The organism is Butyricicoccus pullicaecorum (genome assembly GCF_002160355.1).
Classification (GTDB): Bacteria; Bacillota; Clostridia; order Oscillospirales; family Butyricicoccaceae; genus Butyricicoccus; species Butyricicoccus pullicaecorum.
In genome coordinates, this window is the sequence record NZ_NFKK01000008.1 from 50,674 (window position 1) to 72,553 (window position 21,880).

Below are 21,880 nucleotides of genomic sequence, written 5' to 3' on the forward strand. Positions count from 1 at the left end.
TTTACCAGCCAAAGAAGTAGTTGAAGGGGTTCTGGTTGTAGTACTGCTGACCGTCCTGACCCTGGCTGTACTGGCTCTGCTCACTTTCCTGAGACAGTGCCGGGTCATCGCCCTGCAGGTCGTGCTGATCGTTCAGTGCAAAGGAAACCGTGAAGGTCTTGCCGGTGGACATGCGGTACAGCGTCAGGGTAATCTTGTCGCCTGCAGACAGTTTATCCTTGACCGCGTTGACGCCGTCCATATCGGTGACCTCGGTACCGTTGATGCCGGTGATGATGTCGTTTGCCTGTACGCCGGCTGCAGCTGCGTTGGAGCGAGAGTCAACATTGATGACGCGCACGCCCTGCGGGATGCCGTAGGCTGCCGACTGCTGCTCGGAGACGTTCTGACCGGAAATACCGATCTGCGGACGACCGGCGATGTAGCCGTTCTGGATGAGTTCGTCAACGATGGGCTTTACAGTATCCATCGGGATGGCGAAGCCCAGACCCTCATAGTAGCTGATGCCCAGCTTTGCAGAGGTGATGCCGATGACCTGACCATACTTATTGATAAGCGCACCGCCCGAGTTGCCGGGGTTGATGGCAGCATCGGTCTGGATGAGGCTCATCACGCGGTCATCGATGGTGATGTCACGGTTGAGCGCCGAGATATGGCCGCCGGTGATGGTGTTGGCGAGATCCAGACCACCGGGGGAGCCGATGGCGTAGACTTCCTCACCAACCAGCAAAGAATTCGAGTCGCCGAACTCTGCCGGGGTCAGGGTGGTGCCTGCCGGGCCGATCTTGAGGACTGCGAGGTCGGTCTGCTCGTCGAGACCGATAACCTCAGCCGGGAAGGAAGTACCGTCCGACATGTAAACGGTGATCTTGTCCTGCTGTACGCCGGTGTTCTCGTCGACAACGACGTGGTTGTTGGTGATGATGTAGCCGTCCGCGCTCATGATGACGCCCGAACCGGTACCGCCCTCACCGCTCGTCAGGTTAACTGCCTGAATGGAGACAACCGAGGGGGAAACCTTGGCGTAAATCTCCTCGCCGGACAGACCGTCATTTGCAGAGCTGGAGGTTGCAGTCGGGCTGGAGATGTTGACCGACGGCAGGTTGGAGTTGACCGAAGTCGCCGAAACCGAGGAAGAATTGTTGTCCGCGCCGCCGCTCATCGAGCTGCCGATGGCGATACCGCCGACCAGCAGGACGCAGGCTGCGGCGATCGAACCAGCGATCAGAACGGGCTTGCGGCCAAACTTGCGGTTCTTGCGGCGCTCTGCACGGGCAAGCTTGCGGGCGTGCTTGGCAGCGCGCTTGTCTTCCTGATGCATCCACTCCTGATAGGTTGCGTAAGCCGGGTGAGACGGCTGGTTCATGGGCTGCTGTGCGTTCGGATCGAACGACTGCTGCGCACCGGTGTTAGTATTGTACGACTGCTCGGGGTTGAGCGGTCGGGGCTGGGTATCCATGCGGTCGGAAGCAATGTCCGACGGCTGCTCAAAGACGCGCTGGTCGGGATACTGCGTATCCTGAGCCGGATGGAATGCGTCGTGTTTGGTGGTGGGTTCATTCTGTGTGGTCTGGGAAGATGTATCGTTGGTTTCCCAGGGATTGTTATTGGAATTGTTTTTATTCTGAAGATCCATGATCTAACACCCTTTCCTTTGATCTGTCTTTATTGTACGCACGGATTGTGATACTTTGTTGTCACAAATATGAATATTCCGTGAATTCTCGCTTTTTTACATAACCGTTTTTTCACACAAAACCCAAGGCCGAAGCCTTGGGCAGTGTACGTTATTTCTTGTTGGGTTTGGTGACGGGTGCGAGCGGGAGGGTGAAGGAAAACTCGGTCTCACCGCCGTCCGAGCGCACCGAAATATCGCCGCCGTGCAGGTTGATGATATTCTTGACGATGTACAGTCCCAGACCGGCGCCAGAGCGGTCACGCGAGCGCGAGCGATCGGTCTTGTAGAAGCGGTCGAAGATGTGCGGGATGTCATCGGGCGCGATGCCGCCGCCGGTGTTGCAGATGGAGAACTCGCAGAATGCACCGGCCGGGTAAGCGGTGACGCGCAGCTTGCCGCCGTCGTCGATGAACTTGACCGCATTGTCCACCAGATTGTAGACCGCACGGAAGACGTGGTCGCGGTCACCCATGACCATCAGGCGGTCGGCAAAGTCGACCTCGACGTCGATGTTCTTTGCCGTGATCTTCTGCTCAAAGGACAGCAGAATCTGGCTTGCCATTTCCGAGAAATCGAAGGGAACCGGGCTGATGATGAGCTCGCCCGACTGGATTTTTGCCGCTGCGAGCATGCTCATGGTCATGCGGGACAGGCGCTTGACCTCCTCGGAGATGACGACCAAATATTTGCGCTGCTGATCCTGCGGGATGGTGCCGTCCAGCATGCCGTCGACAAAACCGCTGATGGTGGTCATCGGGGTCTTGAACTCATGGGATACATTGCCGATAAAGCCCTGGGTCAGCTCCTCGAGCTGTTCCAGATCGCGTGCCATGTTATTAAACGAGGTGGCAAGCTCGTCGATCTCGTCGCAGTGGTTGTCCTCGGGGACGCGCACGCTGAAATCACCGGCTGCAAACTCCTTGGCCGCGTTTGCCATGGTCTTGAGCGGACGGGTCATGCGGCTGGACAGGAAGTAGGAGACCACCAGCGCACCGACCAGCGAAATGATGATGATAATGAGGAAAATCTGGGTGATTTCCTGTAAGACACCGACCACGCGCTCGCTGCTCGCAGCGATCAGCACCAGCGCGAGGTCTTTGCCCGCACTGTCTTCACACAGCGTACCGACGATGTAGTGCTTTTCCGAGAACACCGAGCCGAGCGTGCCCACTGAGGAATACACAGTGTCGCGCGTGAGCGTATCGACCACCTTTTTGGGGATGGTACCGCTGTTGCGGTAGCTGCCCGTGTCGGGGTCGACGCGCAGCAGGATATTGCCCGACAGGTCGGTCAGGATGATGCTCATTTGGTTCTGCTTGGCGGTGGTGCGCAGCGAGGCGTCGAGCACGGCGACATTGAGACTGTCACCGGTCTGCACCGCCAGACTGGTCAGCTCAGAGATCGATTCCGCGGTCGCGGACAGCTGGGACTCTTTTTCCGACTTGGAATAGCGATCCATCTGATAGAAGAACGCGCCGCCGGCCAGTCCAAAGGCCACCAGGATCAAAATGACCGAGGAAATGAAATTTTTTGCAAAAAAGCTTCGTTTCAACTTGGATTCCCCCTGGTTTGCGGTCAGTTTTTGGTCTCAAACTTGTAGCCGACACCCCAGACGGTCTTGAGTTCCCACTTGTCCGACGCGCCCTCGAGCTTTTCACGCAGACGCTTGACGTGTACGTCGACCGTGCGGGTATCGCCGAAGTAATCAAAGCCCCACACGTCGTCGAGCAGCTGGGCGCGGGTGAATACGCGGTTGGGACTCTGCGCGAGGAAGTACAGAAGCTCGATCTCCTTCGGGGGAGCGTCCACATGCTTGCCAGCGATGATGAGCTCGTAGGCCTGCTTGTCAATGATGAGGTTGTCAAAGAACAGTTTGCCGCTGTCGTCGGGGGACAGACGGCGCAGTACAGCGCGTACGCGGGCAACGACCTCGCGCATCTCGAGGGGCTTTACGATGTAGTCGTCGGCGCCCAGTTCCAGACCGGATACCTTGTCCATGGTCTCGCCCTTGGCCGTGATCATGATGACCGGCATGCTCGAGCCCGAGTCGCGGATTTCGCGGATGACCTGCCAGCCGTCCATGACCGGCATCATTACGTCGAGCAGCATCATATCGGGATTTTCTGCCTTCCACTTGGACAGGCCGATCGCACCGTTTTCCGCTTCGGAAATGTCATAGCCCTCGCGCTCGAGGTACAGGCGCAGCAGCTCGCGGATATTCTCGTCGTCCTCGACGATCAGGATTTTTTTATTGCTCATGTTGGGATTCCCACCTTTATTCTCGTATGTATGAGGGTGTCGGTCTGGCCGACACATTACCCTATAATATCATTATACACCATCGCCTACGCGAAAGCATGAAGGATTTGTAAAACACGGACAAAACAGTTCAGCTGGTGTCGGAGACTGCGGGTGCGCACGGCGGAGCGAAACGGGGAATATTTGGAAAAATGCATTATTTTTTGCACACGCTCTTTCCGTACGCTCTTTCATCCTGTATAATAGAATGCATAGAAATCGTGTGAAAGGAATGATGAAGATGGCGGACTTTATGACCCATGATCTGCTGGGCGAACAGGCGCTTGCCGTATTCCCGGCTGCTGCCCAGCGCGCTGCGGCTCTGCATCCTGCGGTATTCCGCTGGGGTCTGCAAGGGCCCGACCCGCTCTTTTTCCACAAGGTATACGCCGGCAGTCCGCTGCACAAGCTGGGCAACCGGCTGCATGAGGAACGCACCGACGCATTGTTTACGGTCTTTGCCGAGTCGGTCAACCGCTTGACCGATGAAAGCCATGATATCGCATCCGCCTATTTTTACGGCTTCCTGTGCCATTACGCACTGGACAGCACCATTCATCCTTATGTATATTATCAGGAGCATGAGTGCATCCGCGCCATGCCCGGAGAAAATGCCTCGGCCATCCATTGCCAGATCGAGACCGATATTGACTGCGCACTGTATGACCGCTACAAGGGCGATCACCTGCACCTGCCCACCGCAGCCTATCAGATGAACGATCAGGAGATCGCGGTCGTGTCGGTCATCCTGCACCACCTCATTCGCTGCGTGCTGCGCGTGGACGTGCCGACCAGCGAGCTGCGCCCGGCATTTGCCGAGATGCTGGCCTGCCAGCGGCTGTTCTATCAGGGTGGACGCGGCCTGAGCCGACCGGCACGCACGGTCGAGCGACTGCTGGGCAAGGGTCCGCTGCTGACCTCGCACATCAAGACCGGCCTGCCCCAGTGGGATGCGCTCAACGAGTCGCATTCGCCGTGGCGCAATCTGTGGAATCCCGATGTCGTGTGCACCGAGAGCGTCATCGAGCTGTTTGAGCTGGCCAAGGACAAGGCGGCTGAGCTTGCCAGCAGCTACGCGGCACAGTTTGACTCGGGCTGGATGCTCAACCTGTCGTACTATGAGCCGTTCGACAACGGCAATTACCGCAGACAGAAACCGTAAATCTGTACATCAAAGAAAGCCCGCTTGGGAGCGGGCTTTTTGTCTGTCCGAAAGAGGAGAACACCTATGATTCTGCCGTTTGCCTATACCATCATCCGCTCAAAGCGCAAGAGCATCCAAATTCGGGTGAATGCACAGGGACAGGTCGAGGTGCGCGGCGGACGCAGACTGACCAAAGCGCAGGCCGAACAGGTCTTGTACCAGCATCAGGACTGGGTACAGACCCAGATCGCGCGGCAGACCGCCCGGGCAGCGCAGCGGCACATCCTGACTGCGGATGAAATTGCCGACCTCACCGAACAGGCCGAGCGGGATTTACCGGTCAGGACGGCGCATTGGGCGTCGCGCATGGGCGTTCAGCCGACCGGCGTGCGCATCACGGCAGCCGCGACCCGGTGGGGGAGTTGCTCGGCTAAAAACCGCATCTGCTATTCTTTTCGCGTCATGCTGCTGCCCGAAGCGCTGCGCGATTACATCGTGGTGCATGAACTGTCCCACATCCGTCAGAAAAATCACAGCGCGGACTTTTACGCCGAGGGGACGCGCTATCTGCCCGACTTCGTTTTGCGTCGGAAGGAGCTGCGTGCATGGGAGCGTGCGCACCCGCTGGGGTAAGGCATAAAAAGAGCGCACCGAAGGAGGAACGGTGCGCCCTTTGTAATGGAAAACGAGGGATTCCCAAAAGGGCTGCACACCCGTGCAGCCCTTGTTATTTCAAACTATTCAATTGTGCCCTTTTGTTCCGTTTCTCCGCAGCGCCTCGATCTTTGGCCTATCTGCCAGGGTCTTTATCGAAAACTTTCCATCGGCGCGTAGTCTGCCGGAGCCATACTCATCAGTATGCCCATCGGAATGCTCCCAGAGAACGTCGTTTCCGTCGGCTGTTCGGCTTAGTGGGCACCGGCGAGCCGCGCGGTACGGAACTCCTGTTCAATTTCTGATACCATGGGACTCACCCCTTTCAGTAAGATTTCAAATAATGAGAAGATGGTAAGTAGCTTTTGTTTTCACCTCATTTCTTTTGTTGGTATTATATTACCACCGGATAAGGGTACCGTCAAGGACTTTTCGGGCTTATTTTTGTACAAAAAGAACCGTTTAAGTTCTACATTTGCCCCTCTTTTTATTCGCTCGGCAGTCTGTTATAATAATAGTATCGGGCTGTTTTTTATCACCAGCCCACCTTTTGAAACCCACGCGTCTGAAAAGGAGTCTTCCGATGAAAAACTTCAGTTACTATATGCCGACCCGCATCTTTTTCGGTGCAGGCAGCGTCAAGAAGCTGTCCCGCGCACCGCTGCCGGCAGGCCGCGGTCTGCTGATCACCGGCGGTTCGTCCACCACAAAGCTTGGCTATGTTGATAAAGTCTGCGCTGCACTGGCCGAGGCCGGTCACGAGATGACCGTATACCGCGATGTACAGCCCAATCCCACCATCGAGAACGTGCGCGAGTGCGCTGCCATCGCCCGCGAGCAGGAATGTACCTTTGTCGTTGGTCTGGGCGGCGGCTCGTCCATCGATACCGCAAAGGCTGCGGCTGTTATGGCCACCAACGACGGCGATTGGTGGGACTACGTTTACGGCGGATCGGGCAAGGGTCAGAAGATCAAGAATCAGCCCCTGCCGATCGTGGCGATTACGACGACTGCGGGCACGGGCACGGAAGCCGACCCCTGGACGGTCGTTACCAACGGCGAGGAAAAGATTGGCGGCGGCAATGACAAGACCTTCCCGACGCTGTCCATCGTCGATCCTGATTTTATGATGACTGTACCGCCGCACCTGACCGCATATCAGGGATTTGATGCACTGTTCCACGCCTGCGAGGGCTATCTGGCGACCATCGCAAGCCCGGTGAGCGAAATGTATTCTCTCAAGGCGATTGAGCTGATTGGCAAGTCGCTGCCCCGTGCTGTACAGGACGGTTCGGATGCCGAAGCACGCGCCGATGTCGCGCTGGCGAACACCCTGGCCGGTTTTGTTGAGAGCCTGTCCTCTTGTACGTCTGAGCACGCCATTGAGCATGCCATGTCCGGCTTCCATCCCAAGCTGCCGCATGGTGCTGGTCTGATTATGATTTCGCTCGAATACTATAAACTGTTCGCCGACGTTTGCGCCGACAAGTTTACCCACATGGCGCACGCTCTCGGCCGCCCAGACGGTGATTTTGTCGCGGCTCTGGCCGAACTGCAAAAGCAGTGCGGTGTCGATAACCTGAAAATGAGCGATTACGGCATGGAAAACGGTGATTTCGGCAAGTACGCCGACCATGCATTCGCTGATATGGGCGGTCTGTTCCGCGTCGATGCCAAGCAGCTGACGAAGGATGACGTCATCGGCATTCTGTCGCGCAGCTATCGCTAAACTTGCATTTTTCTCCGGAAGGAAGTAACGCATTATGTCACTCAAACATGTACTTATGATTGCGACCGGCGGCACGCTCGCCTGTCGTGAGACCGGACGTGGTCTGGCACCCTCGCTGACCGGTGAGCAGCTGATCGAGTTTTTACCCGAGCTGCCCAAGATCTGCAAGGTCGTCGTAGAGAATCCGTTCTCCATCGACTCGACCGATATCACAACGGCAGACCGTGTCAAGCTGGCCGGTATCATCCGTGAAAATTATGATCTGTATGATGGCTTTGTCATCGCACACGGTACCGATACGCTGGGCTATACGTCGGCGCTGCTCTATCACATGCTGCGCAACCTCAACAAGCCGGTTATCCTGACCGGTGCGCAGAAGCCCATCGGCGTGCCCGGTTCGGATGCCGAGCGCAACCTGCTCGACGCGTTCCGCGTCATTCGTGCGGGTTATGTTGGTGTCGCTGCCGTGCTGCACGGACAGATTATCCGCGGCAACCACGTGGTCAAGGTGGACTGCGAGAGCATGAACGCATTCCGCTCGATCAACGCACCGCTCGCCGGTACGATCGACCGCGAGGGCAACGTTCGTCTGGATATCGTGCCCAAGCTGGGCGGTGAGCCCGAGTTTGTCGAGGATATCGACTCGGATTTCGTGCTGCTCAAGCTGGTACCCGATCTAGACCCGTCCATTATCACCTTCCTGTCTCGCTATAAGAAGGTCATTATTGAGGGCTATGGCTCGGGCGGTATCCCGATTCGTCTGGAAAAGGTCGTCCAGAAGCTCATCCACAGCGGCACCAAGGTCTATGTCACCACCCAGTGCCTGTCGGGCTCGGTCAATCTGGATAAGTACGAGGTTGGCAAGCGTGCCGAGGCCATGGGCGCAGTATCGCTCGGTCATCGTACCATCGAGGATGCCATTGCGGCCATCCAGTGCGGTGAAATCTAATATTGATAGAAAAGAAAAATCCCGGATCGTTTTGATCTGGGATTTTTTGTAGGTTTTTAACCGATGATACAGTCCTTTAATTCTACATTGAGCGATTGACCGCTGCAAGTGCCAGTGATGGTGACGGTCTCACCTTTGGACAGTGCAGCTACTTTTTCTGAGATTTCTGCTTCGTCTGCAAAATAACATTGTACGGACAGAATTTCAAAGTCTCCGCCGCCATTGATGCAGATGTAAGTTTGGTCTAAAACGACACCAATATCTGAAATGACGCCGGTAACGGACAATAATTTGTCTTTATACTGGTTGTCTGCATTGACTTCGTTGTTGTCGTAAGCATCCAGCAGGTCTTTTGCTGAAATAGCGAGTGCAGTCTCTTCTGTGACAGCGGGCTGACTGGCTGCAGAAGATTCCGAGGATGCGGTAGACTGTGGCTCGGTTACAGAACTGTCCGAATTCGAATCGCCGGAAGAAGCGATTGCGGCTGCGATGATCACAATGACGACCCAGACCCACCACTTTTTGTACCAGGCTTTTTTATGCGTGTTTTCATTTGTGTTTTTCATGAGATTCCCTGCTCCTTTTTCTTTTTGAAATAACCTGAATTCAGTTTTCTCTATCATAGCGCATATAATGACTTGTGTCAACAGTCAAAAGATGTGTGATAAAAGGTTTAATGAGAAAGGCTTTCCCCATACTATCGTTATGAGGTGAGTCAAATGGATAAAAACTATCGAGAGTCCTATCGAAAACTGGGTTTGAATATCGCGTATTACAGAAAAGATCGTGGATATACACAGATGCAGTTGGCAGAGCTTTTGGACATTGACCGGAGCCATATGAGTGCGATCGAATTGGCGACAGTCGGTGTTTCGCTGGATGTCATTTTTCGCTTATGCGAAGTATTAGAACTGAACCCCAGAGAATTATTTGACTTTCGGGCATGAAAAAAGACGCTCCATGCGGAGCGTCTTTTTCAATGAAGTCAGCCAAGATATCCGAGCACCCAAGTCAGTGCGACCAGAATGACCAGTCCCACAACATTGATGAGGGTGAACCAGGCCAGATAACGACCGGGTTTGGCCTCAGGCGTGTGCGCATAGAAGCGGAACGAAATCAGGCTGGCCAGCGAAGCGATGGGCGTACCCAGACCACCGATGTTGACACCGAGCAGCAGTGCCTGCCAGTTTTCGGTGAAGCTGCGCAGCAGGACGGCAGCCGGGACGTTACTGATAATCTGGCTGGCAGCCAGGGATGCCAGCAGGGGAGAGCTGCTGACAATGTTCTGCAAGCTGGTGCGCACGCCGTCCAGCGAGCCGATGTTGCCCGCGAACAGGAAGAAGCACACGAAGGTCAGCAGCAGACCGTAATCGATGCGGCGGAAGATGTCGCGGTCGATCAGGAGCAGCGACAGGCAGACCAGTCCGAGCAGGGCAAGGTCGGGCAGGACATGAAAGACGGTGAGCAGACACAGGATGAACAGCACACCGAAGAAGGTCACGCGCTTGTCGTCGGTGATCTGCTTGGGTTCGGCAAAGCTGACTTGCAGGGTGCAGCTTTTGCGGCACAGAGCCAGTGCGGCGACACCGACCAGACTGACCAGTGCAAAGGGCAGAACCACGCCGAAGAACTGACCGGCAGACAGCTCATAGCTGGCATACAGGAACAGGTTTTGCGGGTTGCCGACCGGTGTGACCATACTGCCGAGGTTTGCCGCGACCGTTTGCAGGACGATGACCGGGATGAGCAGCGCGCGCTGACCGACCAGACCGAGTACCAGAATGGCGAAGGGGACGAAGGTGATGAGCGCGACGTCGTTTGTGATGGCCATGGAGGTAAAGAAGGGCAGAAGGGTCAGGAGCAGGACGATGGTGCGCAGCGCGTGCCGTCCGGCGAGCAGCTTTTGCGCGAGCAGGTCGAACACACCGTATTTCTGCATACCGGACACGACTGCCATCAGGCAGAACAGCAGGATGAGCACGCGGGTGTCTATGTAACCAAGATAAGCCGCGGAAGGCGGCGCAAAAAACATGGAGATGACCGCGCAGACCAAGGAGGCGGACAGAACCGGTTCTCCGTGGACGAATGCGCGCAGGGAATGATAGCGCATGGAGGCCTCCGAAAGATATGAAAAAGTGAGACAGACCGGCAGATTTTTGCGTACGCCGGGGAGAGAGACGATAAAAAGGCGCTCCCAGCGGAAGCGCCTTTTGAAAAATCGATTGTCGGGAGGAACTTACTTAGCGTCAACCTCAGCCATGTGCTCGATGAGCATCAGCAGCTTGTTGGAGTAGCCCCACTCGTTGTCGTACCAGGAAACAACCTTTACGAAGGTGTCGGTCAGCTGGATGCCAGCCTTAGCGTCGAAGATCGAGGTGCGGGGATCGCCCAGGAAGTCGGAAGAAACAACGTCCTCGTCGGTGTAACCCAGAACGCCCTTCAGACCGCCCTCAGACAGCGGCTTCTCAGAAGCAGCCTTCATAGCAGCGCAGATGTCCTCGTACTTAGCGGGCTTAGCCAGGTTGCAGGTCAGGTCAACAACAGATACGTCCAGGGTCGGAACGCGCATGGACATACCGGTCAGCTTGCCGTTCAGCTTCGGGTAAACCTTGCCAACAGCCTTAGCAGCACCAGTGGAAGACGGGATGATGTTGCCGGTAGCAGCACGGCCGCCGCGCCAGTCCTTCTTGGACGGGCCGTCAACAACCTTCTGGGTGCCGGTAGCAGAGTGAACGGTGGTCATCAGGCCCTCGGTGATGCCGAATGCCTCGTCCAGAACCTTAGCGATCGGAGCCAGGCAGTTGGTGGTGCAGGAAGCGTTGGAAACGAAGGTCATGTCCTTGGTGTAAGCGTCCTGGTTAACACCCATAACGAACATCGGGGTGTCGTCCTTGGAAGGAGCAGACATGATAACCTTCTTAGCACCGCCGTCGATGTGAGCCTGAGCCTTCTCCTTGGTCAGGAAAACGCCGGTGGACTCAACCACGTAGTCAGCGCCAACCTTGCCCCACGGAATGTTCTTGGGGTCCATCTCAGCGAAGAACTGAACCTTCTTGCCGTCAACGATGATAGCGTCGTCGGTGTACTCGATGGTGCCGTCGTAACGACCATGCATGGTGTCATACTTGAGCATGTATGCCATGTAGTCGGGGGTCATGAAGGGATCGTTAACTGCGACGAACTCGATGTTCGGGTTCTTCAGACCAGCGCGGAAAACCATACGACCGATGCGGCCAAAACCGTTGATACCTACTTTGATAGCCATTGCAATATTCCTCCTATTAACAATCCAAGTATTCAACATTGCCGAAATTATTATACAACACACCCCCGACTTTTCGCAATCCCTGTTATGTGAAAGATTTGTCAAATTTGGCCGCCAAATTCCAGGATATTCTTTGCAAACTACACAGCGCCCGTGTTATAATAGTATCAACGTAATCAATTTACCCAAATATTACGCAAAAATAGTGCATAAAATGCGCATATTCAAGTTGCACAAAAATGACCTTTTATTTTTGTGCGGTGCGCGGGATGCCAAAAATCTTGGAGGAAAACTGGATATGGATTTCAGAGATTTTCTGGATGGGCAGGAATGGTCTGTCCGGCAGATGCTCGACGCGCTCGATGCCTCCGACCGTGCGTTTGTCCGGGTGGACGATGCCGGGCGCATTATTGCGCAGACCGACCGGGCGGAAGATCTGCTGGGTCAGCCCGCGCTGCGGCCGATCTACGAGGTGCTCGGTGAGCTGGCTGCGCGCACGGTGCGTATCGCCATCGCGCGCGGGGAGACCATGCGCACGCGCGACGTGATCGACGGGCACACGGTGACCATTACCATCTGTCCGGGACCGGAAGGTCATCTCATATATATAGAACCCGAAACACAGACCGGTCCGCTGCTGCGCGACCAGCTGGTAGAACAGAGGCTGCGAGCGGCGCTGTCCGTTTTAGCACTGGACGAGCCGCGTGCACGGCAGAAGTCGGTGCTGCGCATGTGCCGTCTGCTGCATGAGATTGAGCAGCTCGACGGCAGAACCACGCTGCCGCGCACCATGCAGCGCTGTGAGATCGGTGCACTGTGCGCGGACACGGTACGCTTTGCCGCGCGCTGCACGACCATCCCGATCGAGCTGGAAGGCCGATATCTGACCGCAGTGTGCGAGATGGACGGCATCCGCATGGCGCTCTATCATCTATTAACCAATGCGATTTTGGCACCCGGTGTCAGTCAGATCACCGTGCGCTGGGGCGGTGCACCCGGACACGTCTGGTTTGAGGTGGCCGACGATGGTATGGTGCTGTCTGAGGAAGCGTTCCAGGCGCTGTGCACAGCCAGTGCGCGTGTGGGCACGGCAAGCGGACTGCCGCCGGTCATCGAGGGACATACGCCCGGTCTGGGACTGCCGACCGTGTGCGAGATTGCCATGCGTCACGGCGGCGGCGTGTCTCTGGTCGGTGCACCCGAGGGCAAGGCCGTGCGCGTGACGATTGCGGACGATCTGCCCGAAGACCCGGCCATTCTGCGCGCGCCGAAGTTCGTCGAGGACGGCTACCCGCTCGAGGAAACCGAACTCTCTGTCCTGTAATCAATGGGCACAGCATGAAGTTTTGTGCGTATACACGGATTCAATCCTGCATTCGGTACGGATGCGGGATTTTTTATTTGGAGGGCTGCGAACAGGCCGGAAGGCGATTTTTTGCGGCATTCTTGTGAAAATTGACGAATTGTTTGCCGTGGTTAACACTTTGAGGGGGTAAACCACGGTATTTTATTGAAGTTTTTTGATTAAAACAGTTGATTCTTATGGGGTTTTCTTAGTATAATCTAAGTTGTGATATTACGAGATATCATCTTCTCGGATTCCGCGCATTGTCGGGGGATGGAGAGGTAAAGCAAACGAAACGGGCGTGCGAGCCGGTGGCATTTCCGGCCTGCACGCCCGTGGAAGTACACAAAATATTTGGAGAGGTGAATCTTAATGGTGTACACGTTTCGTGGCGGCATTCATCCGGGCACACATTCTGACCCCGGATTTAAGGCTGCAACAAACACCAAGCCCATCGAGGCGATGCCCGCTCCCGAGCAGGTAATCCTGCCGGTATCCATGCACATCGGCGCTCCGGCCAAGCCGATTGTAAAGAAGGGTGACATCGTTGACATGGGTCAGATGATCGCGGAAGCCGGCGGTTTCGTCAGCGCTCCGGTTCATGCGACCGTTTCCGGTAAGGTCGTCGCGGTAGAGCCGCGTCTGCATCCCAACGGCAGCAAGGTCATGTCCATCGTCATCGAGAATGACGGCGAGGATCGCCTGCATGAGTCGGTGCATCCCTACGATTTCGCATCCATGACCAATGATGAGCGCATCAACCTCATCTGGACGGCTGGTATGGTCGGTCATGGCGGTGCAACGTTCCCGACCCACGTCAAGATTAAGGGTGCCATCGGTGTTGCGGATACGGTTATCGTAAACGCTGCCGAGTGTGAGCCTTACATCACGAGCGACCATCGTCTGCTCCTCGAGCGTCCCGAAGAGGTTGTCGGCGGCCTGAAGATGCTGTGTGACATCATCGGTGCGCAGACCGGTATCATCGGCATCGAGATCAACAAGCAGGACACGTTCGCCAAGATCGAGGAACTGATTAAGGACGATCCGCGTCTGCATCTGTATCCGCTCAAGTGTAAGTACCCGCAGGGCGCAGAGAAGCAGCTCATCAATGCCTGCACCGGTCGTGAAGTACCGTCGGGCAAGCTGCCGGCTGACGCAGGCTGCGCAGTATTTAACGTGGACACCACCGGCGCAATCTATCGCCGCTTTACCACCGGTATGCCGGTCGTTCGCCGTATCGTCACCGTTTCCGGTTCGGCAGTTGCGACCCCCAAGAACCTCGAGGTTCGCATCGGTACGCCGGTTGAGAAGCTGATCGACGCTTGCGGCGGCTTCAAGGCTGCACCGAACAAGCTGCTCATGGGCGGCCCGATGATGGGTGTTGCACAGTTCTCTCTGGAAATCCCGGTCTTCAAGGGCACCAACGCATTCCTGGCATTCTGCGAGGACGAGGACAAGCGCGTTGCCGATCCGCAGTGCATCCGCTGCGGTAAGTGCATCGAGGCATGCCCCATGCACCTGCTGCCCATTTACATGAATGTTTACGGCAAGGCAAACGACCTCGACGAGAGCGTCAAGTGCGGTGCAATGGACTGCATCGAGTGCGGTTCCTGCGCATACGTCTGCCCGGCTCGTATTCCGCTGGTTGCACAGTTCCGCCTGACCAAGAGCAAGATCCAGGCCAAGCGTGCGGCTGAGAAGGCAAAGGCTGACGCTGAAAAGGCGAAGGCTGAAGCCGAGAAGAAGTAAGGGGGTAAAAACTGATGTATGATCTGAGCAAAGTCGTTGTCACCTCCTCGCCGCATATCAAGGCGGCCGATGATACCAGAAGCCTGATGGCTGATGTGTGCCTGGCCCTGCTTCCCGCACTGGTCGTGGCTGTCATCACCTTCGGCGCACGTGCGCTGGTGATCACGGTGGCAACCGTTATTTCCTGTGTTTTCTTTGAGTGGCTGTACAACAAGCTGCTCCACCAGCCGGGCACGACCGGCGACCTGTCCGCTGTCGTTACGGGCATCCTGCTTGCCTTCAACGTACCGGTTTCGGCGCCCATCTGGATGCCGGTCATCGGCGGTGCGTTCTCCGTCATCATCGTTAAGATGCTGTTCGGCGGTATCGGCAAGAACTTCATGAACCCGGCACTGGCTGGCCGTGCATTTATGATGGCTTCCTGGCCGGCACTCATGACCACCTGGACCCGCGCAGGCGCAGAGCTCCCGCTGTTCGGCAACGTGACCGTTACCGATGCGATCTCGACCGCTACCCCTCTTGCACAGCTTAAGAACGGTGCACTGCCTGACGCAAACTTCCTCGACCTGTTCCTCGGCCAGACCGGCGGCGTTATCGGTGAGACCTCGGCACTCGCCCTCATCATCGGCGGCGCATATCTGGTATGGAGAAAGGTTATCTCCATCAACATTCCGGCCGCGTACATCCTGACCGTTGCTGTTCTGACCTTTATCTTCCCGCTCGGCGGACAGGGTCACTTCGAGTGGATGCTCAGCCAGGTGCTGTCCGGCGGTCTGATGCTGGGCGCCATCTTCATGGCAACCGACTACGTTACCAGCCCGGTCACCCCGAAGGGTCAGATTATCTTCGGCGTTGGCTGCGGCCTGCTGACCGTATTCATCCGTTACTTCGGCGGTCTGCCGGAGGGCGTATCGTATTCCATCCTGCTGATGAACACGCTCGTTTGGGTCATCGACAAGAAGACGCATCCGCGCAAGTTCGGCTATGCACTGGATAAGAAGGAGGCCAAGTAATTATGAGCGAAACCAAAAAGGGCGAAGGCATTGGCCGCCTGATCGTTGTACTGGGCCTGATCACCTTTGTCTGTGCACTGCTTCTGGGCGTAGTCAATCAGGTTACCGCGCCGCTCATCGAGCAGAATGACATTAACACCCGTAACGCTGCAATGGAAGAGATCATTCCGGGCGCAGAGTTTGAAGACCTCGGCGTCGTTCTGAGCGCAGAGGACGTCGCAGCCGCAGGCGTTACCCTGCCGGCAGGCCGTTCGGCTGCTGCCATCTCCGGCGTTTACAAGGCAACCGTTGATGGCCAGGACGCAGGCTACTGCGTACAGGTCAACCCCAAGGGCTTCGGCGGTGAGCTGACCATGATCGTTGGTATCAGCACCGACGGCACCGTAGCAGGTGCAAAGGTCACCGCACACGGCGAGACCCCGGGCCTCGGCGCAAAGTCCCAGACCGATCCTGAGTGGATCAAGCAGTACCAGGGCCAGCCGGCTGACGGTCAGCTGCAGGTTACCAAGGACGGCGGTACCATCAACGCCATCACCGGTTCGACCATCACCTCGCGCGCTGTCACCGACGGCGTCAACACCGCAGCCGCATACGTTGCGACGCTGGGTTAAGAAGGAGGGCTAGCACACTATGAAATTTACAGAACGTTTGAAAGCCGGCGTCCTTCTCGACAACCCGGTATTCATGCAGACCATCGGTCTGTGCCCTGCGCTGGCAACGACCACCTCGCTGTCCAACGCAATCGGCATGGGCGCGGCGGCAACCGTCGTTCTGATCTGCTCGAACGTGGTTATCTCGCTGCTGCGTAAGTTCATCCCGGATAAGATCCGTATTGCAGCATTCATCTCCATCATCGCAACTTTTGTTACCCTGATTCAGATGCTGCTCAACGCATACATCCCGTCTCTGGCAGCTTCCCTCGGTCTGTTCCTGCCTCTGATCGTTGTAAACTGTATCATTCTCGGCCGTGCAGAAGCATATGCTTCTAAGAACAAGGTTCTGCCCTCTGCGCTCGACGGCGTATGCATGGGTCTGGGCTTCACCTTCGCTCTGGTACTCATGGGCTTCTTCCGTGAGCTGCTGGGCGCTGGCACCATCGCTGCTGGTATCATCGGCGACAAGGGCATCCAGATCCCCGGCCTGGTGGACTATCCTGCAACCATGATGATCCTGCCCGCAGGCGGCTTCCTGGTCATGGGCTTTATCCTGGCTGCAATTCAGAAGATCATGTCCGGAAAGGAGGGCAAGTAAATGTCTATTGCATTACCTGCTTCTATGGGCCTGACCGATATTCTGTCGCTGGCAATCGCCGCGATCCTGGTCAATAACTACATCCTGGTTCAGTTCCTTGGCTGCTGCTCGTTCTTCGGCGTATCCAAGAAGACCGATACCGCAGTCGGCATGGGCATGGCGGTTATCTTCGTCATGGCGCTGGCTTCGGCTGTATCGTGGGCTGTCCAGTACTTCATCCTGGACCCCCTGAACCTGGGCTACATGCAGACCATTGCATTTATCCTGGTTATCGCAACGCTCGTACAGTTCGTTGAGATGTTCATGAAGAAGTCCATGCCTGCGCTGTACTCCGCGCTCGGCATCTTCCTGCCTCTGATCACCACCAACTGCGCCGTACTGGGTGCTGCAATCAGCAACATCGACAACGGATACTCCTTCATCGGCTCGGTTGTTTACGGCGTTGCCGCTGGTGTCGGCTACACGCTGGCGATCGTTCTGTTCGCCTCCATCCGTGAGCGTCTGGATCTGACCTCCAAGTGCCCCAAGTGCTTCGAGGGCTTCCCGATTGCGCTGGTTTCCGCTGCTCTGCTGGCTATGTCCTTTATGGGCTTCTCCGGCCTGCAGGTCTTCAAGTAAGCGAGGGAGGAATCGAGAATAATGGATACTATGAATATTGTTTCCGCGGTGCTCGTGCTGTTCGTCATGGGCGTCGTGTTCGCGCTGCTGCTCGGTATCGCGGCGAGAGTGTTCGCCGTCGAGGTCGACGAGCGCGTACCGCTCGTGCGTGACTGCCTGCCGGGTGCAAACTGCGGCGGCTGCGGTTACCCGGGCTGTGACGGTCTGGCTGCTGCAATCGTTGAGGGCAAGGCTCCGGTTAACGGCTGCCCGGTCGGCGGCGCTGCGGCTGCTGCCAAGATCGCTGAGGTTATGGGCGTTGAGGCGGACACCGCTGAGCCCAAGGTCGCACACGTTCACTGTAACGGTGGCTGCAATGCGATCGACAAGGCAAAGTACGAGGGTCTTCAGGACTGCAACGCTGCAATGCGCGTTGCAAACGGCCCCAAGGAATGTGCATTCGGCTGCATGGGTCTGGGCTCCTGTGTAAAGGAATGTGCATTTGATGCCATCCACATCGTAGACGGCAAGGCTGTCGTAGATGCTGAGAAGTGCGTTGCCTGCGGCAAGTGCGTTGCTGCTTGCCCGAAGAAGCTCATTGATCTGGTTCCCAAGTCCAAGAAGGTTCACGTCAACTGCATGAACCACGACAAGGGCGCTCAGGCAATGAAGGTCTGCACCAATGCCTGCATCGGCTGCATGAAGTGCGAAAAGACCTGTAAGTTCGATGCCATCCATGTAGTCAACAACGTCGCAGTCATCGACTATGACAAGTGCAAGAACTGCAAGATGTGCACCAAGGCTTGCCCGAAGAATGCAATCGAACCCATCCCGACCAAGGAAGAGAAGGAAAAGTTCGATGCCATGATGAAGGCACAGGCCGAGAAGGCTAGAGCTGCGGCACAGGCTACGGCTGAAGCCAAGGCTGCTGAGGCTGCTCCGGCAGCAGAGGCACCCAAGGGCGAGTAATTTTCGTCCCTGAAATCTGCAAAGTGAAAAGAGGTCTGCTGCGGCAGACCTCTTTCTTTTTGCCCTGGGATACGGTATAATGGTAACGACCCAAAGGAGGGCATGGAATTTGAACGATTACCTGCATTTTACCATGGACGACGCCGATATTGGCCGTCTGTCCTCGCTCGCACTGGCACATGTCGGTGACTGCGTCTATGAGCTTCTGACGCGCGGCCGCCTGGTCACCGGGGGACTGACCACCGCACGCAATCTGCACAGCCATACGGTCGCGCTCGTGCGCGCCTCGGCACAGTACGAAGCGGCGCAGAAGATTCTGCCGATGCTGACCGAGGAGGAGTCCGACGTCTTCCGCCGCGCGCGCAATACCAAGGTGCACGGCGTGCCCAAGGCCGCGTCCAAGGCCGAGTACGCGTACGCTACCGCGCTCGAAGCCCTGTTCGGCTGGCTGTACCTCAAAGGCCGCTATGAGCGCATCAACGCGCTCTATGACGTCATTGCACAGCCCAAAGCATAAGTAATCGAGAGCCCACACGGTCTGCACGGATGCACACCGCGCGGGCTCTCTTTCACGTTATCGGCAGTTAGAAGAATTCATGCCGTTCTGGTTGGAAGAAGACATACCGTTCTGATTGGTGCAGGACTCGGTCTTCTTCTGCGTGGACTGCTGGCTGGACTTCTGGTTTGCTGCCTTAGGATTCTTAGACATCAAAATCACCTCTTTTCGATTGGTTCACCCGTAGTATGGGCGGCTTCTTACCGGATTATGCAATAATTTTTTGCCGGAACCCTTGCATAGCATCCAAATATTTGATAAAATCCTAAAGGATAACATTACATGAATAAGGAGCGTATCGATACAATGTCCGGACATTCCAAGTGGCATAATATTGCCAAGCGTAAGGGCGCAAATGATGCAAAGAAGGCCAAGATCTTCACCAAGATCGGCCGTGAAATGGCGATCGCCATCAAGGAAGGCGGCTCGCCCAATCCCGATATCAATGGCCGCCTGCGCGACGTCATCGCAAAGGCAAAGGCAAACAACATGCCCAACGACAACATCAAGCGTATGCTTGACAAGTACTCGGGCGCAAATGGCAACGTCGATTACGAGGCAATCAACTACGAGGGCTACGGCGTTGGCGGTGTCGCTGTTATCGTCGAGACTCTGACCGATAACCGTAACCGTACCGCAGCTGATGTGCGTCACCTGCTCGATAAGTTCGGCGCAGGCATGGGCGCAACCGGCTGTGTCGGCTGGCAGTTCGACCAGAAGGGCGTTATGATCGTTGACCGTGAAGAGCTCGACAAGGACGAGGACGAGGTTATGATGCTGGCACTGGATGCCGGTGCTGAGGACTTCCAGGCCGACGAGCAGACCTTCACCATTTACACCTCTCCCACTGATTTCGGTACCGTTCGTGAGGCACTCGAGGGCCAGGGCCTGACCTTCATCGAGGCCGAGATCGAGATGGTTCCGCAGAACTACATCCGTCTGGAGTCTGCTGAGGATATGGAGAAGATGCGCAAGCTGCTCGATAACCTCGAGGACAACGACGACGTACAGTCTGTTTGGCACAACTGGGAAAACGAAGACGAGTACGAGGGCTAATGTAAAACACGCTGATTTTTGAGGTAAACAGCAAAAAATTCAACGAATCAGAGATTTATTATGATATACGTTGGATTTCTTGTGACATACGTCTATCCTTCAATTGTGAAATACAAGAGGAGGAAAATTATGAAAATCAGCACCGCCATAAGAGAGTATTTAATAGAGATTGAGGTTAGAAAGTTTACGCCGAAGACAATTCGGAGTTATCGGAATAACCTCAATCTCTTTTTGCGTTTTTGTGAGGAAGAAGCACATACCCAAGAGGTAGAAGATTTGTCACTTGCAGTGGTACGGCAATTCTCGCTGTACATGAGTAGTAAGGGGAGAAAGGGCAGCTATATCAACGGTCTTCTGAAAGTGGTAAAGTCGTTTATTCAGTACTGTTTTGATGAAGGATACGGCGGCTTTAACACGAAGAAAAACTTCAAGTGGTGCAAGCAAGATAAAGCGGTTATTAGAGCCTTTACGCCCGCTCATGTGCGTTCTATGCTTCAATCCTGTAAAGGATATGATTTTATCCATGTGCGCGATACAGCGGTTCTGACAGCCTTATTTGAGACAGGGATACGGTGCTGGGAGTTATGCTGTATTCAGAAGTCGGATATACATGAAGATTTTATTATTATAAACGGTAAGAATCATAAGCAAAGGGTCGTGCCTATCACACCTATCCTGCGGAAGGCATTCATGAAATATGATATTGTATCAGTAGAGTATTTTGCACTAAAGAATACCGATGATTATTACTTTTTATCCTTTCACGGGCGACAGCTGACCAATAGCGCGGTAGAACACATCATAAAACGCTACGGAACGGGTATTGAAGGTATCCGCGTATCGCCTCACACTTGCCGCCATTTCTTTGCGCAGCAGCAGATTAAAATGGGAACTGACCTCTATACCATTTCTCGACTATTGGGGCACGAGAACATTCAAATTACACAGACTTATTTGAACAGTTTGCGAGACAATGATATTATCCAAATTGCAAAACAAAATAGCGTTTTGATGAATCTCTAGTCGTTGCATAATGAATACCGACGAGGTTTGACAAAACGAGCGGGAGGCAATCGTATCAAATGCGGTTGCCTCTTTCCAGTAGATCAGTCAGTGAAATTGTCTGCGCAATGGGGTTTATATCGTAAGATTTCCAGTTATCTGATTTGGGTATCTGATAGTTGAGCGGAGGGCGTAGGGCGCGGATAAAATATCCCTCCCGCTCGCCAAGTTTTTCTTTCAGTGTATGTTGTGGGCTTGTTGTAGTGGAATACAATACCGAGAATCGGATTGTATGACCACGCTGCGTAGCCTGAGTGAGTATTTTATATTTGTGCTCTTTGGGGTTTGCCATTTGAACATAGTGCTATGCCATGCGTCGGAGCATATTGAGGCTCTTACCGATATAAACGGGCGTGCCATCCAAAAGGATGCAGTAAATGCCGGGATGCTCAAATTTTGCGGATAACCCCTTGCGCTTCAAAGATTGGTACATCTTTTCTTCAAAAGTCAAAGGTATCCTCCTTTGGTGGCTCGTGGGATGGATATTCACAATTCATATCATAATACAGCAATGCCCATAGGTTGTATGCTGCGTACATTAATTCGCTATAATTTTGAACATCTC

Annotated in this window: 23 protein-coding genes; 15 read left to right on the forward strand and 8 right to left on the reverse strand. The window is 55.2% G+C overall.

The window, feature by feature from the left end; all coding sequences use genetic code 11:
* Nucleotide 1: 1 nt before the first annotated feature.
* The 3 genes from B5F17_RS08135 to B5F17_RS08145 all read right to left on the reverse strand — a co-directional run bounded on the left by B5F17_RS08135 (nt 2) and on the right by B5F17_RS08145 (nt 3,937).
* Nucleotides 2–1,636 (reverse strand): S1C family serine protease, encoded by a 1,635-nt coding sequence (locus B5F17_RS08135; protein WP_087372831.1) that lies wholly within the window; start codon nt 1,634–1,636, stop codon nt 2–4.
* A 151-nt stretch (nt 1,637–1,787) separates the two neighbouring features.
* Nucleotides 1,788–3,230, reverse strand: coding sequence for a sensor histidine kinase (locus tag B5F17_RS08140; RefSeq protein ID WP_087372834.1), 1,443 nt, complete (start codon nt 3,228–3,230; stop codon nt 1,788–1,790).
* 23 nt (nt 3,231–3,253) lie between these two features.
* Nucleotides 3,254–3,937, reverse strand: coding sequence for a response regulator transcription factor (locus tag B5F17_RS08145; protein ID WP_087372837.1), 684 nt, complete (start codon nt 3,935–3,937; stop codon nt 3,254–3,256).
* A 271-nt stretch (nt 3,938–4,208) separates the two neighbouring features.
* On the opposite strand from B5F17_RS08145, the gene B5F17_RS08150 reads away from it, so the two are divergent.
* The 4 genes from B5F17_RS08150 to B5F17_RS08165 all read left to right on the forward strand — a co-directional run bounded on the left by B5F17_RS08150 (nt 4,209) and on the right by B5F17_RS08165 (nt 8,452).
* Nucleotides 4,209–5,138 (forward strand): zinc dependent phospholipase C family protein, encoded by a 930-nt coding sequence (locus tag B5F17_RS08150; RefSeq protein ID WP_078689084.1) that lies wholly within the window; start codon nt 4,209–4,211, stop codon nt 5,136–5,138.
* Between the two features lie 66 nt (nt 5,139–5,204).
* Complete coding sequence (locus tag B5F17_RS08155) at nt 5,205–5,753, forward strand: M48 family metallopeptidase (RefSeq protein ID WP_087372841.1); 549 nt, start codon at nt 5,205–5,207, stop codon at nt 5,751–5,753.
* A gap of 604 nt (nt 5,754–6,357) precedes the next feature.
* Nucleotides 6,358–7,503, forward strand: coding sequence for an iron-containing alcohol dehydrogenase (locus B5F17_RS08160; RefSeq protein ID WP_087372843.1), 1,146 nt, complete (start codon nt 6,358–6,360; stop codon nt 7,501–7,503).
* A 34-nt stretch (nt 7,504–7,537) separates the two neighbouring features.
* The gene (locus tag B5F17_RS08165; protein ID WP_016147797.1) at nt 7,538–8,452 is read left to right on the forward strand and encodes an asparaginase; all 915 of its coding nucleotides are present in this window, start codon (nt 7,538–7,540) and stop codon (nt 8,450–8,452) included.
* A 56-nt stretch (nt 8,453–8,508) separates the two neighbouring features.
* Here B5F17_RS08165 and B5F17_RS08170 read toward each other — a convergent pair whose 3' ends face one another.
* Nucleotides 8,509–9,018, reverse strand: a complete 510-nt coding sequence (locus tag B5F17_RS08170) for an OB-fold protein (protein ID WP_162608123.1) — start codon at nt 9,016–9,018, stop codon at nt 8,509–8,511.
* A 153-nt stretch (nt 9,019–9,171) separates the two neighbouring features.
* Between B5F17_RS08170 and B5F17_RS08175 the strand changes: the two genes are divergently transcribed.
* Nucleotides 9,172–9,399: a helix-turn-helix domain-containing protein gene (locus tag B5F17_RS08175; protein ID WP_016147795.1), complete on the forward strand. Its 228-nt coding sequence runs from the start codon at nt 9,172–9,174 to the stop codon at nt 9,397–9,399.
* 38 nt (nt 9,400–9,437) lie between these two features.
* Here B5F17_RS08175 and B5F17_RS08180 read toward each other — a convergent pair whose 3' ends face one another.
* Together B5F17_RS08180 and gap are read right to left on the reverse strand one after the other, a co-directional pair.
* Nucleotides 9,438–10,562 carry an SLC13 family permease gene (locus B5F17_RS08180; protein WP_087372848.1) on the reverse strand — a complete coding sequence of 375 codons (1,125 nt, stop codon included), beginning with the start codon at nt 10,560–10,562 and terminating at the stop codon, nt 9,438–9,440.
* Nucleotides 10,563–10,688: 126 nt separating this feature from the next.
* The gene (gene gap / locus B5F17_RS08185; RefSeq protein ID WP_087372851.1) at nt 10,689–11,717 is read right to left on the reverse strand and encodes a type I glyceraldehyde-3-phosphate dehydrogenase; all 1,029 of its coding nucleotides are present in this window, start codon (nt 11,715–11,717) and stop codon (nt 10,689–10,691) included.
* Between the two features lie 298 nt (nt 11,718–12,015).
* On the opposite strand from gap, the gene B5F17_RS08190 reads away from it, so the two are divergent.
* From B5F17_RS08190 to B5F17_RS08225, 8 genes are all read left to right on the forward strand, one after another.
* Complete coding sequence (locus B5F17_RS08190) at nt 12,016–13,041, forward strand: ATP-binding protein (RefSeq protein ID WP_016147792.1); 1,026 nt, start codon at nt 12,016–12,018, stop codon at nt 13,039–13,041.
* A 393-nt stretch (nt 13,042–13,434) separates the two neighbouring features.
* Nucleotides 13,435–14,811, forward strand: coding sequence for an electron transport complex subunit RsxC (gene rsxC, locus B5F17_RS08195; protein ID WP_087372854.1), 1,377 nt, complete (start codon nt 13,435–13,437; stop codon nt 14,809–14,811).
* 14 nt (nt 14,812–14,825) lie between these two features.
* Entirely contained in the window at nt 14,826–15,824 is a 999-nt protein-coding gene (locus tag B5F17_RS08200) for an RnfABCDGE type electron transport complex subunit D (protein ID WP_016147790.1), read from the forward strand.
* Nucleotides 15,825–15,826: 2 nt separating this feature from the next.
* Nucleotides 15,827–16,435, forward strand: a complete 609-nt coding sequence (locus tag B5F17_RS08205; protein ID WP_016147789.1) for an RnfABCDGE type electron transport complex subunit G — start codon at nt 15,827–15,829, stop codon at nt 16,433–16,435.
* A gap of 19 nt (nt 16,436–16,454) precedes the next feature.
* On the forward strand, nt 16,455–17,075 hold the full coding sequence (gene rsxE / locus B5F17_RS08210) for an electron transport complex subunit RsxE (protein WP_016147788.1): 621 nt from the start codon (nt 16,455–16,457) through the stop codon (nt 17,073–17,075).
* Nucleotides 17,076–17,693 carry an electron transport complex subunit RsxA gene (gene rsxA / locus B5F17_RS08215; RefSeq protein ID WP_016147787.1) on the forward strand — a complete coding sequence of 206 codons (618 nt, stop codon included), beginning with the start codon at nt 17,076–17,078 and terminating at the stop codon, nt 17,691–17,693.
* Between the two features lie 21 nt (nt 17,694–17,714).
* A complete protein-coding gene (locus B5F17_RS08220; protein ID WP_087372857.1) occupies nt 17,715–18,641 on the forward strand; it encodes an RnfABCDGE type electron transport complex subunit B in 927 nt (308 codons plus the stop codon).
* A 109-nt stretch (nt 18,642–18,750) separates the two neighbouring features.
* Nucleotides 18,751–19,158, forward strand: coding sequence for a Mini-ribonuclease 3 (locus B5F17_RS08225; RefSeq protein ID WP_242968728.1), 408 nt, complete (start codon nt 18,751–18,753; stop codon nt 19,156–19,158).
* 57 nt (nt 19,159–19,215) lie between these two features.
* Here B5F17_RS08225 and B5F17_RS15230 read toward each other — a convergent pair whose 3' ends face one another.
* Nucleotides 19,216–19,350 carry a hypothetical protein gene (locus tag B5F17_RS15230; RefSeq protein WP_016147784.1) on the reverse strand — a complete coding sequence of 45 codons (135 nt, stop codon included), beginning with the start codon at nt 19,348–19,350 and terminating at the stop codon, nt 19,216–19,218.
* A 153-nt stretch (nt 19,351–19,503) separates the two neighbouring features.
* Here B5F17_RS15230 and B5F17_RS08230 point away from each other — a divergent pair, with 153 nt between their 5' ends.
* Both B5F17_RS08230 and B5F17_RS08235 read left to right on the forward strand, forming a co-directional pair.
* Entirely contained in the window at nt 19,504–20,253 is a 750-nt protein-coding gene (locus tag B5F17_RS08230) for a YebC/PmpR family DNA-binding transcriptional regulator (protein ID WP_087372962.1), read from the forward strand.
* A gap of 129 nt (nt 20,254–20,382) precedes the next feature.
* A complete protein-coding gene (locus tag B5F17_RS08235) occupies nt 20,383–21,276 on the forward strand; it encodes a tyrosine-type recombinase/integrase (RefSeq protein ID WP_162608124.1) in 894 nt (297 codons plus the stop codon).
* A gap of 343 nt (nt 21,277–21,619) precedes the next feature.
* Here the strand turns inward: B5F17_RS08235 and B5F17_RS14855 are convergent, their stop codons facing one another.
* Complete coding sequence (locus tag B5F17_RS14855) at nt 21,620–21,766, reverse strand: GIY-YIG nuclease family protein (RefSeq protein WP_162608125.1); 147 nt, start codon at nt 21,764–21,766, stop codon at nt 21,620–21,622.
* Between the last annotated feature and the right edge of the window lie 114 nt (nt 21,767–21,880).

What these genes read in the sequence shown, in the direction of transcription:
- B5F17_RS08135 (WP_087372831.1), bottom strand. Translation starts at nt 1,636, where the DNA reads ATGGATCTTCAGAATAAAAACAATTCCAATAACAATCCCTGGGAAACC.
- B5F17_RS08145 (WP_087372837.1), bottom strand. Translation starts at nt 3,937, where the DNA reads ATGAGCAATAAAAAAATCCTGATCGTCGAGGACGACGAGAATATCCGC.
- B5F17_RS08150 (WP_078689084.1), top strand. Translation starts at nt 4,209, where the DNA reads ATGATGAAGATGGCGGACTTTATGACCCATGATCTGCTGGGCGAACAG.
- B5F17_RS08155 (WP_087372841.1), top strand. Translation starts at nt 5,205, where the DNA reads ATGATTCTGCCGTTTGCCTATACCATCATCCGCTCAAAGCGCAAGAGC.
- B5F17_RS08160 (WP_087372843.1), top strand. Translation starts at nt 6,358, where the DNA reads ATGAAAAACTTCAGTTACTATATGCCGACCCGCATCTTTTTCGGTGCA.
- B5F17_RS08165 (WP_016147797.1), top strand. Translation starts at nt 7,538, where the DNA reads ATGTCACTCAAACATGTACTTATGATTGCGACCGGCGGCACGCTCGCC.
- B5F17_RS08170 (WP_162608123.1), bottom strand. Translation starts at nt 9,018, where the DNA reads ATGAAAAACACAAATGAAAACACGCATAAAAAAGCCTGGTACAAAAAG.
- B5F17_RS08175 (WP_016147795.1), top strand. Translation starts at nt 9,172, where the DNA reads ATGGATAAAAACTATCGAGAGTCCTATCGAAAACTGGGTTTGAATATC.
- B5F17_RS08180 (WP_087372848.1), bottom strand. Translation starts at nt 10,562, where the DNA reads ATGCGCTATCATTCCCTGCGCGCATTCGTCCACGGAGAACCGGTTCTG.
- gap (WP_087372851.1), bottom strand. Translation starts at nt 11,717, where the DNA reads ATGGCTATCAAAGTAGGTATCAACGGTTTTGGCCGCATCGGTCGTATG.
- B5F17_RS08190 (WP_016147792.1), top strand. Translation starts at nt 12,016, where the DNA reads ATGGATTTCAGAGATTTTCTGGATGGGCAGGAATGGTCTGTCCGGCAG.
- rsxC (WP_087372854.1), top strand. Translation starts at nt 13,435, where the DNA reads ATGGTGTACACGTTTCGTGGCGGCATTCATCCGGGCACACATTCTGAC.
- B5F17_RS08200 (WP_016147790.1), top strand. Translation starts at nt 14,826, where the DNA reads ATGTATGATCTGAGCAAAGTCGTTGTCACCTCCTCGCCGCATATCAAG.
- B5F17_RS08205 (WP_016147789.1), top strand. Translation starts at nt 15,827, where the DNA reads ATGAGCGAAACCAAAAAGGGCGAAGGCATTGGCCGCCTGATCGTTGTA.
- rsxE (WP_016147788.1), top strand. Translation starts at nt 16,455, where the DNA reads ATGAAATTTACAGAACGTTTGAAAGCCGGCGTCCTTCTCGACAACCCG.
- rsxA (WP_016147787.1), top strand. Translation starts at nt 17,076, where the DNA reads ATGTCTATTGCATTACCTGCTTCTATGGGCCTGACCGATATTCTGTCG.
- B5F17_RS08220 (WP_087372857.1), top strand. Translation starts at nt 17,715, where the DNA reads ATGGATACTATGAATATTGTTTCCGCGGTGCTCGTGCTGTTCGTCATG.
- B5F17_RS15230 (WP_016147784.1), bottom strand. Translation starts at nt 19,350, where the DNA reads ATGTCTAAGAATCCTAAGGCAGCAAACCAGAAGTCCAGCCAGCAGTCC.
- B5F17_RS08230 (WP_087372962.1), top strand. Translation starts at nt 19,504, where the DNA reads ATGTCCGGACATTCCAAGTGGCATAATATTGCCAAGCGTAAGGGCGCA.
- B5F17_RS08235 (WP_162608124.1), top strand. Translation starts at nt 20,383, where the DNA reads ATGAAAATCAGCACCGCCATAAGAGAGTATTTAATAGAGATTGAGGTT.